This is a genomic window from Actinopolymorpha alba DSM 45243 (genome assembly GCF_000373925.1).
GTDB lineage: Bacteria > Actinomycetota > Actinomycetes > Propionibacteriales > Actinopolymorphaceae > Actinopolymorpha > Actinopolymorpha alba.
Map to the genome: position 1 here is coordinate 26963 of NZ_KB892767.1, position 11290 is coordinate 38252.

10 protein-coding genes are annotated in these 11290 nt (G+C 68.1%); 5 read left to right on the forward strand and 5 right to left on the reverse strand.

Going from position 1 to position 11290, the window contains the following annotated elements; genetic code table 11:
- Positions 1-18: 18 nt before the first annotated feature.
- The 3 genes from B141_RS0122500 to B141_RS0122510 all read right to left on the reverse strand — a co-directional run bounded on the left by B141_RS0122500 (position 19) and on the right by B141_RS0122510 (position 4237).
- Positions 19-1371 (reverse strand): MFS transporter, encoded by a 1353-nt coding sequence (locus tag B141_RS0122500; protein WP_020577444.1) that lies wholly within the window; start codon positions 1369-1371, stop codon positions 19-21.
- Positions 1372-1436: 65 nt separating this feature from the next.
- The gene (locus tag B141_RS0122505; protein WP_020577445.1) at positions 1437-2225 is read right to left on the reverse strand and encodes a 3-hydroxybutyrate dehydrogenase; all 789 of its coding nucleotides are present in this window, start codon (positions 2223-2225) and stop codon (positions 1437-1439) included.
- Positions 2226-2314: 89 nt separating this feature from the next.
- Positions 2315-4237, reverse strand: coding sequence for a helix-turn-helix domain-containing protein (locus tag B141_RS0122510; protein WP_020577446.1), 1923 nt, complete (start codon positions 4235-4237; stop codon positions 2315-2317).
- 116 nt (positions 4238-4353) lie between these two features.
- Between B141_RS0122510 and B141_RS0122515 the strand changes: the two genes are divergently transcribed.
- From B141_RS0122515 to B141_RS42160, 5 genes are all read left to right on the forward strand, one after another.
- Positions 4354-5385: a LacI family DNA-binding transcriptional regulator gene (locus B141_RS0122515; RefSeq protein ID WP_026257470.1), complete on the forward strand. Its 1032-nt coding sequence runs from the start codon at positions 4354-4356 to the stop codon at positions 5383-5385.
- Positions 5386-5555: 170 nt separating this feature from the next.
- Positions 5556-6857 (forward strand): ABC transporter substrate-binding protein, encoded by a 1302-nt coding sequence (locus tag B141_RS0122520; RefSeq protein ID WP_026257471.1) that lies wholly within the window; start codon positions 5556-5558, stop codon positions 6855-6857.
- Positions 6854-7777, forward strand: a complete 924-nt coding sequence (locus B141_RS0122525; protein ID WP_020577449.1) for a carbohydrate ABC transporter permease — start codon at positions 6854-6856, stop codon at positions 7775-7777. Before B141_RS0122520 ends, B141_RS0122525 begins: the two co-directional genes overlap by 4 nt.
- Position 7778: 1 nt before the next feature.
- A complete protein-coding gene (locus B141_RS0122530) occupies positions 7779-8654 on the forward strand; it encodes a carbohydrate ABC transporter permease (protein WP_020577450.1) in 876 nt (291 codons plus the stop codon).
- A 49-nt stretch (positions 8655-8703) separates the two neighbouring features.
- Positions 8704-9657: a dihydrodipicolinate synthase family protein gene (locus B141_RS42160; protein ID WP_020577451.1), complete on the forward strand. Its 954-nt coding sequence runs from the start codon at positions 8704-8706 to the stop codon at positions 9655-9657.
- A gap of 36 nt (positions 9658-9693) precedes the next feature.
- On the opposite strand, the gene B141_RS45980 is transcribed toward B141_RS42160, so the two are convergent.
- Both B141_RS45980 and B141_RS0122545 read right to left on the reverse strand, forming a co-directional pair.
- Positions 9694-10284 (reverse strand): winged helix-turn-helix domain-containing protein, encoded by a 591-nt coding sequence (locus B141_RS45980; RefSeq protein WP_020577452.1) that lies wholly within the window; start codon positions 10282-10284, stop codon positions 9694-9696.
- Entirely contained in the window at positions 10256-11101 is an 846-nt protein-coding gene (locus tag B141_RS0122545) for a TrmB family transcriptional regulator (protein WP_020577453.1), read from the reverse strand. Before B141_RS0122545 ends, B141_RS45980 begins: the two co-directional genes overlap by 29 nt.
- Positions 11102-11290 lie beyond the last annotated feature (189 nt).

The window sequence follows — 11290 nt, forward strand, 5'->3', positions numbered from 1 at the left end:
CTAACGCAGTGTGCGGCCTCACCGATGATCGACGGGCGCGGATCCCGCGACCTCACCAAGCACCCGGTCGTGGGCGAGCCCGCTCCCCCGGGTTTCCCTGGTGAAGACCAGAGCGATCACCGTGACTGCGGCGGAGCCGAGCAGGTACACCGACACGGGCACGCTCGACCCGAACTCCGCCAGCAGCGCCAGCGCGATGATCGGCGCCAGCGACCCGGCGAAGACCGACGCCAGCTGGTAGCCGATCGAGGCGCCGCTGTAACGCACACTGGTCCCGAACAGCTCGGAGAAGAACGCCGCCTGCGGCCCGTACATCGCGGCGTGCAGCACCAGGCCCACCGTGATCGCGACCGTGATGAGCGCCTGCGACTTCGTGTCGATGAGGGGGAAGAACGCGAAGCCCCACAGCCCGACACCGACGGCCCCGATCAGATAGAGAGGGCGCCGGCCCACCCGGTCAGACAGCGCGCCGTACAACGGGATGACGACGAAGTGCACCGCCGACGCGACCAGGACCGCGTTGAGCGCCACCTGCCGGTCCAGTCCGACCGTGTCGGTGACGTACGTCAGGACGAACGCGGTGAAGATGTAGTAGCAGACGTTCTCGACGAATCTCGCCCCCATCGCCGACAGCACCTCGCGCGGGTACTTCCGCACCACGTCGACGGCGGGCAGACGACGCTGGATCCGCCGGCGTTCGAACTCCGCCTGCGCCTCCTGGAAAACGGCCGACTCTGTGAGCGACAACCGGATCCACAGCCCGATCACCACCAGGACCGCGCTGAGCAGGAACGGCACCCGCCACCCCCAGCTCGTGAACGCCGCGTCGGAGGTGGTCGACGCGAGGATGAAGAGCACCAGGACCGACAGCAGGTTGCCCGCGGGTACGCCGGCCTGCGGCCAGCTCGTCCAGAAGCCCCGGCGTTCCTGCGAGCCGTGCTCGGCGACCATCAACACCGCACCGCCCCATTCGCCACCGACCGCGAACCCCTGGACCAGCCGACACAGCAACAGCAGCACAGGCGCGAGGATGCCGATGGTCGCGTACGTCGGCAGCAGGCCGATCGCGAACGTCGCGACACCCATCAGCACGAGGCTCACGACAAGCATCCGCTTGCGGCCGACCTTGTCACCGAAGTGGCCGAACACGATCCCGCCGATCGGCCGGGCGACGAATCCCAGCGCGTAGGTCGCGAACGCGAGCATCGTTCCGACCGCCGGGTCGTGGTCGGGAAAGAACAGCTTGTTGAAGACGAGCGCCGCGGCCGATCCGTAGAGGAAGAAGTCGTACCACTCGATGGTGGTGCCGACCAGGCTGGCGGAGACGACCTTGGTGATGCTGGTGCGAGAGGTACTCACCGCGTCGGACATGGGCACAGTCCTTTCAGGAGGCGAGCTGTTGCGAGCTGTTCCGAGCCGTTCGTGGATCGGGCGGGTCAGGTGGCGGTCCAGCCGCCGTCGAGGCTGAAGGACGTCCCCGTGATCGACGACGTACCAGCGCCGCAGAGGAACGCGACCAGCTCGGCGACCTCGGCCGGCTCGACCAGCCTCTTCACCGGCGTACGCGCGAGCAGCACCTCGTCGAGCACCGCCCCCTCGTCGATGCCATGTGCGGCGGCCTGCGCGGCCAGTTGGTTCTCGACCAGAGGCGTCCGGACGTACCCCGGACACACGGTGTTGGAGGTCACGCCGCGCCCGGCCGCCTCCAACGCGATCACCTTCGACAGGCCTTCGAGACCGTGCTTCGCCGCGACGTACGCCGCCTTGAACGCCGAGGCGCGATGGCCGTGGACGGAGGAGATGTGGATGAGCCGGCCCCAGCCACGGGCGTACATGCCGGGGAGCACCAGCCGGGCGAGCCGGAACGGCGCCTCCAGCATCACCCGCAGGATCAGCGCGAACGTCTCCGGCGGAAACCCCTCGACCGGAGCCACGTGTTGCAGCCCGGCGTTGTTGACCAGGACGTCCGCGTCGAGCGCGAGACGGTCGATGCCGGAGGGGTCCGCGAGGTCCACGACGAGCGCCTCACCGCCCACCTCCGCGGCGGCCGAGGTGGCCGCGTCCGCGTCCCGGTCGAGGACGACCACGTGGGCGCCGGCCGCGGCGAGCCGGGCGGCGCACGCCCGCCCGATGCCGCTGGCACCGCCGGTGACGAGGGCGGTACGGCCGGAGAGGTCCAGACCGCTGGGTACCAGCGGCGGCCTGCGCGGTGTGGCGTCCGTCATGCAGCCAGACGGTAGGCCCGCCAACGCACCCTGACGATGTGGTGGCGGACCACAGAAGTACGCCGATCATGTGGCAGCGGCCCAGGGCGTTACCAGGCCTTCGCCGACTGGAGCCGCCACAGCCGGAGGGCGAGTTGTACGTCGAGCGCGCGTTCCGGCGTACGCCAGTCACCCCCAAGGAGGACGGTCACGCGTTCCAGGCGCTGCGCCACGGTGTTGGGGTGGATGTGGAGCCGCTCCCCCGCCCGGCCCGGGCTGCCACCCTCGGCGAACCACGCCTCGACGGTGCCGACCAGATCCGTGCCGCGCCGGTCGTCGTACTCGAGCAGCGGCCCGATGGTCATACGCAGGAACCCCTCGATCTCGGCGGCCCCGCCACCGAGCAGCAGCCTGGTGAACCCCAGGCCCGCGGCGTCGGCGGCCGCACCATGGCGCCCGAGCGCGAGCAACACAGCAAGGCACTGCCGGGCCGCGCGATAGGCGGCCACGATCCCGTCAGGACCCGAACCCGGACCGGCCGCGCCCACGGTGACCGTGGTGTCGAGCAGGTCGGCCAGGCGGTCGCGGATCGAGCGGGCCACCGCCGCCGCGTCCTTCCCGGGGATGGCGAGGACGACGTCCGCGTCGTGCAGCCCGCCGAGTCCGCCCCGGGTGGCCGCGAGCCGGGACGCGGCGGCGACTGTGCGATGCCGCTCGGCGTCCTCCGCCCGGACCACGACCACCACGTGATCCGCGGCGAGGTCGGTCCGGTGCCGCCGCGCCCGCTCCCGCAGGGTCGCGGGGTCTCGATGCGGGTCGGAGAGCAGGTCGTCGAGGAGTTCGCCGCGTACCCGGTCCTCCGCCTCGGCCACCGAACGCTGGAAGAGGAGCAGCAGCGCGGTCACCAGCGCACCGCGTTCGAGGATGCGCCGGTCCGCCTCCGCGAGGTCGGCCTGCCGGCACAGGACGAGCGTGCCGAGCAGATCGTCACCCGCGACCGCCGCGGCCACCCACTGCCGTGGCGTCGAGGGGGTCGCGTGTCGTTCGGCCGCGGCCTCGACCGTACGTCCGCTGCGCCGCGCCTCCCCGATCGCGTCCTCCAGGGCCGCCGGCGCTGGTCCGGGCGGCAGAGCTGGTCGAGCGTGGCCGGCAAGCGGACGCCCGTCCGGGTCGCGCACCGACACCTGGCCACCCAGCACGTCGGCGAGCACGGCCGCGACCGCGTCGACACCACCACCGTGCAGCACCACGTCCGCGAGCCGGTCGTGCGCACTCGCCGCCAACTCGACCGCCTCCGAATGAGCGCGGATGGTGGCGTTGGCGGCGTCGAGGTCACGGACGGCCGCCTGGGTCTCCTCGAACAACCGCGCGTTCTCCAGCGCGATCGCGGCGTGCGCGGCCAGCGATCCAAGCAGCGCCACCTCGCCGGGCGGGAACGGACGCGCGCTGCGATTTCCGGCGAGGAGCGCGCCCAGCACCCGGCCGCCCAGCAGCAGCGGCACGCCCAGGATCGCCCGGATTCCCTCCTCCGCGACCGCCTCGTCGATGTAGTCGCGGTGGAGGAACCTCCGGTCCGCGAAGTAGTCGTCGGTGAAGTACGGCGCACCCGTCTGGGCGACCAGGCCGAGCAGGCCGGTGCCAAACGGCAGCCGGAGCTTGCGGAACTTCGCCGACACCGAGCCGTCCGTCATCCGCATGAAGGACTGGCCGCGGTCGGGATCGTTGAGGCTGAGGTAGGTGAGGTCGGCGCCCAGCAACTGCCGAGCGCGGCGGACGATCGCCGTGAGCACCGCGTCGACGTCGCGCAGCGCGGTGAGGTCGTTCGCCGTTTCGTACAACGCCGACAGCTCGGCTTCGCGCTGGCGCTGCCGGCTCATCTGCTCGCGGACCCGCAGCGCCACCGCGAGTTCGGCGCGCAGGGCCCGAAGTGCCTCGTCGTCGACACCCGCCTCCTGCGCCCGGCGTACCTCCTCCTCGAAGGCCTCGGGCGGCGCCTCCTCGTACAGCAGCTCGACGAAGGATCGGACAGCCATGCGCCGGAGGTTAGGGCATGTCCAAGTCGACGTACGCCGCTCCGCCGATCTCCAGCCATTGCGCCGTTACCGGTAACGTTTACCATGGGTCGACCGTGGCGGGGAGGGTGAGCTCGATGGCTACCGATGATGGGCGCGACCGGACGCGGCCCGCGACCATCTACGACGTCGCGCGGATGGCGGAGGTGTCGCATCAGACGGTCTCGCGTTACCTCGCCGGTAAGGGCGGGATCCGTCCGCACAACCGGGAGCGGGTCGAGGCCGCGCTCAAGGCGCTGAGCTACCGGCGCAACTACACCGCCCGGTCACTCGCCACCAACCGCACGTATCGGCTGGCCGCCCTTGGTTATGAGCTTTCCGGCACCTCGCCGGGGAAGGTGATGCAGGGCGCGAGCGAGGTCGCCCGTCAGGCTGGCTACTCCCTCGACATCGTGAGCCTCGACCCGATGAACGACACCGACATCGGTGACGCTCTCGACCTCGTACAGAACCGCGACATCGAAGGGATCCTCGCGACCGCGCCCACCGAGACACTCGACCGTGCGCTGGAAACGCTGACCCTGCCGGTTCCTACGGTCGTCGTTCGCGATGCGGACCTCTTCGAAAGGCCGGGTAGCCGGGAGCAGGCGCCGATCGGGCTGCCCGCCCTGGTCAAGCACCTGACCGATCAGGGGCACCGCCGGATCGCACACCTCGCGGGACCGCCGGCGTGGGTGGCCGGACAGCAACGCGCAGACGCCTACCTGCGTGCGATGCGGGAGCACGGCCTCGAACCACTGCCGATCGTCTCGGGCGACTGGACGGCCCGCTCGGGATACGCGGCGGCTCCAGACATCCTCCGCCTCGACGTCACCGCGGTCGTCGCCGCGAACGACCGGATGGCGCTCGGCCTGATCCGCTGGCTGCATGAGCAGGGGATCGTGATCCCGGGTGAGATGAGCGTGGTCGGATACGACGACGTGCCGGAGGCGGAGTTCTTCTACCCGCCGCTCACCACGGTGCGGCTTGACTTCCACGCCATCGGAGCGGCGGCGATGCGGTCGCTGCTCACGATGATCGAACATCCTGACGTCGAGGCCAGGCCGCGGTTTCCGCTGCCTGAGTTGGTGGTTCGGGCTTCCAGTGGGCCGGTTCCGGACAGCAAATAGTGACCGGTAACGAAATCCTTGTGCCTCACTGCCACGCCCGCCTAGTATCGCCGCGTCCTTAAACGTTACCGGTAACGATTTGCCTTGCCGGCTGCTGCCGGCGGCCACCCCTCCGTGCGTCGGCGGCTGTCCGCGGCTGGGCGCGGAGACCTGAAGAGAGCTGGTGACAGATGACCAGATTCCGTGGCGGAACCGCAGCCAGGCTCATGGGCGGAGCGCTGGCGGCAGCGTTGCTTCTCGCGGCGTGCTCATCGAACGGCGACAAGCCGGCTGACGGGCCGATCACCCTGACCTACTGGTCGTGGGCGCCCAGCATCGAGAAGATCGTCGAGGTCTGGAACAAATCCCACCCGGACGTGCGGGTGCGGGTCAACACCTCAACCGGTGGAGACGAGATCGTCGCCAAGCTCACCGCGGCAAAGAAGGCGGGCGATCTGCCCGACCTCTCCAACACCACCTACCAAGGGCTTCCGGCTTTGATCACCGCGGACATCGCGGCCGACATCACCGATGTCATGGGCGAGCGCAAGTCGGAGACATCCGCTCCGGCCTGGACCATGACGACGTTCGACGGCGTCAACTACGGGGTGCCGCAGGGCACGTCGCCGATGTTCCTCTTCTACCGGAAGGACATCTTCGAAAAGTACGACCTGCCCGTTCCGACGACGTGGGACGAGTACGCCAAGGTCGCCCGGGATCTGCGGAAGGCTGACCCGGCTCGCTACCTCGCGACGTTCCCCGCGAACGACGCCCAGCTCTTCGCCGGACTTGCCCAACAGGCAGGGGCGTCCTGGTGGTCGGTGAACGGCGGCAACTGGACTGTCGGGATCAACGACGAGCCGAGCAGGAAGGTCGCTGAGTACTGGCAGCGGCTCGTCGCCGACGACGCGGTCGCCACGATGAAGACGAATACGCCTGAGTGGCAGGCGGCCCTCGCCGACGGCACGCTGGCCAGTTGGCTGGGCGCGGTCTGGACCCCACCGATCCTTGCGACCAATGCTCCGAAGACCGTCGGAAAGTGGGCGGCGGTTCCGCTCCCGCAATGGGACCCCTCCAAGCCCGCATCCGGCGTCCTCGGAGGCAGCGGAACGGTCGTGACCACGGGGACGAAGTATCCGAAGGAAGCCAAGAAGTTCGCTCTCTGGCTGAACACCTCCGAAGAGGCGCTGAACGCCTACATCGAGCACGCGAGCATCTGGCCGGCTGCTTTGCCGGGCAGGAAACTGCCGGAACTGCAGAAGGCACCTTCTCTGATGCCCGAGCAGACCGACTTCTACAAGAGCGCGGCGGAGATCGACGAGATCACTGTCCCGGTTACCTGGGGACCCAACGTGCCAGCCGCGTTCGACTCGTTCAACAACCATTTCAGCGCGGCGGTGACGGCCAAGTCAGGCTTCGCGAAAGCGCTGGAGCTGGTTCAACGTGACGCTGTGGCCAACCTCAAACGCGCCGGTTACCGGGTGACCGAATGAGAGCTGCCATCGCCTGCCGTAGTTCGGCCTCGCTGGAGCCGAAGGCGGTCCCGTGGCTCTTCATGGCGCCGGCGATCCTGCTCGCGGCCGGCCTCATCGCCCTCCCCCTTGGCTACGCCGCCTGGCTCAGCTTCCGGGGAACCCGGGTCAGCGGCTCGGGACTGGGAGTCCGGCGGGAGGTCTTTGTTGGGTTCGACAATTATCTCAACGTCCTGGCCGACACCGCTTTCCTTTCTGGCGTTGGGCGGATGCTGGTCTACGCCCTGATCACGGTGCCGATCACGATGCTGCTGGCGCTTCTCTTCGCGCTGCTGCTGGACAACGCGACCACGCGGCTGAGGAGGTTCGGCCGCATCGCGATCTTCGTTCCGTACGCGGTGCCCGGGGTGATCGCCGCCCTGATGTGGGGATTCATGTATCTGCCCGGCGTAAGTCCCTTCACCGACGCGGCAGGCGCGCTCGGCCTGCCCGAGCCGACATTCCTCGGACCGGTCTCGGTGTACTTCTCGGTGGCCAACATCTCGATCTGGGGGTCGGTCGGCTTCAACATGGTGGTTCTCTACACGTCGTTGCGTGGACTGCCGCAGGAGGTCTACGACGCGGCCCGCATTGACGGAAGCTCGGAGATTCAGCTGGCGCTTCTGATCAAGGTCCCGATGATCGTTCCCGGCCTCGTGATGACCGGACTGTTCTCGATCATCGGCGCCCTGCAGGTGTTCAGCGAGCCGAACACCCTGGTGACGCTGACGAACACCATCAGCTCCGACTGGGTACCGATGATGCGGGTCTACCGGGACGCGTTCGTCACGAACGACCTCTTCTCGGCGTCGGCGGCATCGATGGTGATCACCGGTGTCACCCTGGTCGCTTCGCTTGCCCTCCTTCGGCTTCTGCAGCGTCGCGCGTTCGGAGAAGGGTGAGATGGCGTCGCTGGCAACGGCCGAAAAGAAGAGGCGCCCGGATCAGCGGGCGGCGTTCTGGCCGACGTTGGTCGTACTCCTCGGCGCGGTGTACTGCCTGCTGCCGGTCGTCTGGTTGGTCACCGCCACGACGAAGAAGTCCGGCGAGCTTTTCACGACGTTCTCGTTGTGGCCGAGTTTCACCGGAGGGTTCACTGACAACCTCGCGAAGCTCGCCTCGATTCGCGGCGGCGCGTTCTGGACCTGGTGTCTGAACAGCCTGATCTTCGCTGGTGGTGGGGCACTCCTGGCCACCGCCGTCTCCGCGCTCGCTGGCTATGGGCTCGCCAAATATCAGTTCCGGGGAAAGCAACTCATCTTCAACTTCCTGCTGGTCGGAGTGCTCATTCCCGGGGTGATCCTGGCCGTCCCGCAGTACCTGCTGCTGTCGAAGGTCGGGATCGCTGGGACGTACTGGTCGGTGCTGTTGCCGAGCATCATCAGCCCGTTCAGTATCTATCTCTGCCGGATCTACGCGACCGCGGTCGTGCCGGATGAAATGCTGGAGGCGGGTCGTCTCGACGGGGCCGGAGAGTGGCGAATCTTTCGTTCGATCGCTCTCTATCCGATGATCCCGGGGTTGATCACCGCGTTCCTCCTGCAGTTCGTCGGGATCTGGAACAACTTCCTGCTGCCGTTCATCATGCTGGCCGACAGCGAGAAATTCCCGTTGACTGTGGGCTTCTATTCCTTGATGAACCAGGGAAACGACCAGGTGAACATCTACAACGTGGTGATCACCGGCTGCCTGGTCTCTGTCATTCCTCTGCTGGCGCTCTTCTTGTTCCTCCAACGCTACTGGCGCCTGGACCTGGTAAGCGGCGCGCTCAAGGGCTGAGCGTCCCACAGCCCTGGCCAGCTGACTGAATCTCACCACGAGGAGAACGATGTACGACGAAGCTTCGGCGACGCTTCCCCACGGAGCGTGGCCGGTGATGCTGACGCCGTTCAACGAGGACCGCTCCATCGACTGGAACCACGTCGACGAGATCACCGACTGGTTGATCGATCGCGGATCGGCGGGAATCTTCACCGTCGCCTTGTCGAGTGAGATGTACGACCTGACCGAGACCGAACGGCTCGCCCTCGCTCGCCGCGTGGTCGACTGTGCGGCGGGTCGCGTGCCGGTCGTGGCGTCGGCGGTGGCGTCCGGCTCGGCGACGCGGCAGAGCGAGGCGGTGAAAGCGATCGCCGACACGGGCGTCACCGCCGTCGTCCTGATCTCCTCACTGGTGGCCAATCTGGCCGAGACCGAGGACCAGTGGCGTACGACGACGGAGGCGATCCTGGACGCCAATCCCGGCGTCGATTTCGGAATCTACGAATGTCCGCTGCCGTACAAACGACTCTGTTCGCTTCAGAACGTCGCCTGGATGGCACAGACAGGCCGGTTCGTCTTCTTCAAGGACACCAGCCACTCCGTCGACGTCATGCGCGATCGGCTGGAGGTGATGGCGGGGACCCGGATGCGTTTGTTCAACGCGCAGATCTCGTCGCTGACCACGACACTCCGGATGGGCGCCGCGGGCTTTTCCGGATACGCCGCCAATATCTACCCGGAATTCGTCGCCTGGCTGTGCGAGCAACTCGCCGACGCCGCGGAGGAAGACATCCTGACGGTGCAACGCCTCCTGACTGTCGCCGAACACTCGGTCAACAGCCGGTACCCAACGTCGGCGAAGTACTTCCTGGCTGGAAGCTCCCGGCTGGATATCCGTCCAGTGAGCCGCTGGCGCCCGGAATCGATCGGGGACCACGAGGGCCGGCCACTCCTTGACCTCGCCGAGTACATCGCGAGCCTGGGCCTGCCAACCGGTGCAAGGGTTACCGGCCCTCGCTGACAGGAGCGGGTGCGTACCGCTGGGTCGAGGTCGCCGTCAGCCGTTCTGGCCCTTGGCGCTGACAAGTCGCAGGTCACGGCCCTCCGCGAGACGGAAGCCAAGTCCTCTGACCGCGACGATCTCGAACGGCAGACCGGCCATCCGCAGCTTCGCGCGCAGCCGCTTCACAACGGACTGGACGGCGGCCGGACCCGGGAAGTAGGCGCCGTCCCAGCCGTGGCCGTACAGCTGCTCGTAGGTCCAGACCCGGCCCGGCCGGCGAGCCAGGCAGCCCAGCACGGCCAGCTCGCGCGGCGTGAGCTGCAGCGACTGGCCGTGCCAGGTCGCCTCATGGTGCACGAGATCGAGGTGCAGCGCACCGACCCGCACCACGGTCGCTGAGGTGTCCGGCGGATCGGCGACCGACTCCAACGACCAGCCAGTGTCGGCCTGCACGTCGCGGCCTCCGCGGCTGTCGTGCAGGTGGCCGAGGAACGAGCTGGCGCTGCCAGGATCGGCCGCCAGCACCATCACACCGACGCCGTCGAACAGCCCGGCCAGCCGGCTCCGCTCCTCAGGAGCGGCGGCAATGCAGACAACCACCGGCGGCGGCGAGCCGTCAGCACGATGGTGGCGGGCGGTGTCCATGACGTCCTCTCTCGGGTGCGGGCCGCGACTCCAGTGGCTCCGAGCGCTCCCAGATCGTTTCGAACAGGAAGCCCAACGCGGCCGCGAGTTCGCGGTTGCGGACGATGATCGCGACGACCCCGGTCACCCCCGGTGCCACCAATGGCATGAGGACGGTGTGGCCGTCGAAGAGCGCGAACTTCATCGGCAGTTCGCCGTCGTAGACGCGAGCCTGCTCCCCCTCAGCGAGCCACGCACTGAGGTTGCCGGCGACCGACGGGTCGTCCAGGGCGGCACTGTCGTAGATCGCTCGGGCACGGACTCCCCGTCGCAGGGCCTCCTGCTCGGCCTGGTTGACCCCGCCGACCTGGATGGGGCCACGGACCACGATGTCGATCGTGTTCTTCGCCGCCGACTGGAGCCGGTCGAAGCGTTCACCGATCAGCTTCGGTGTACGGAGGATCTCGACGATCTCGCCGACCTCGGTGCCAGCGCCACTCCGCTCGAAGATCTCGCTAAGGGCGGGAAGGGCGTCTTCGGCATGGCGTTCGCGGCGATCGAGCTGGGCACGGTCACGTTCCAGCAGTCCGCCGAGGGCATGCTGAGGAGGGACCGGGTGGTAGCGACTGCTGTAGCCGGCGCCTGCGGCGATGAACCCCTTGTCGACCAGTGAGCGCAGGACGAGATACAGGCTGCTGCGGGACGTGCCGGTGCGGTCAGCGATGGTGGCCGCCGCGAGTGGTGACTGCCCGAGGAGACAGAGGTAGACCCGCGCCTCGGTCTTGGAGAGTCCGAGCTCTTCGAGTGCTGGCTCGAGGTTCATCAGGCCGTTCCCCATGGGGTGCCATCCTGGCCCACAAGATCCACACCGGGCAACACGTTCTCCACTTGTTGGACGACGTCTTGCCCAGGAACTGCCCCGGCACCGCCCGGGTTCTGCCGTCCTGCCGGCCTAGGGTCCACCGCACGGAGAGGTAGTTCCGGCCCCACGGGCATTGCCCGTCTGGGCCCCACCCCCACCCCGCTC

What these genes read in the sequence shown, in the direction of transcription:
- B141_RS0122500 (WP_020577444.1), bottom strand. Translation starts at nt 1,371, where the DNA reads ATGTCCGACGCGGTGAGTACCTCTCGCACCAGCATCACCAAGGTCGTC.
- B141_RS0122505 (WP_020577445.1), bottom strand. Translation starts at nt 2,225, where the DNA reads ATGACGGACGCCACACCGCGCAGGCCGCCGCTGGTACCCAGCGGTCTG.
- B141_RS0122510 (WP_020577446.1), bottom strand. Translation starts at nt 4,237, where the DNA reads ATGGCTGTCCGATCCTTCGTCGAGCTGCTGTACGAGGAGGCGCCGCCC.
- B141_RS0122515 (WP_026257470.1), top strand. Translation starts at nt 4,354, where the DNA reads ATGGCTACCGATGATGGGCGCGACCGGACGCGGCCCGCGACCATCTAC.
- B141_RS0122520 (WP_026257471.1), top strand. Translation starts at nt 5,556, where the DNA reads ATGACCAGATTCCGTGGCGGAACCGCAGCCAGGCTCATGGGCGGAGCG.
- B141_RS0122525 (WP_020577449.1), top strand. Translation starts at nt 6,854, where the DNA reads ATGAGAGCTGCCATCGCCTGCCGTAGTTCGGCCTCGCTGGAGCCGAAG.
- B141_RS0122530 (WP_020577450.1), top strand. Translation starts at nt 7,779, where the DNA reads ATGGCGTCGCTGGCAACGGCCGAAAAGAAGAGGCGCCCGGATCAGCGG.
- B141_RS42160 (WP_020577451.1), top strand. Translation starts at nt 8,704, where the DNA reads ATGTACGACGAAGCTTCGGCGACGCTTCCCCACGGAGCGTGGCCGGTG.
- B141_RS45980 (WP_020577452.1), bottom strand. Translation starts at nt 10,284, where the DNA reads ATGGACACCGCCCGCCACCATCGTGCTGACGGCTCGCCGCCGCCGGTG.
- B141_RS0122545 (WP_020577453.1), bottom strand. Translation starts at nt 11,101, where the DNA reads ATGGGGAACGGCCTGATGAACCTCGAGCCAGCACTCGAAGAGCTCGGA.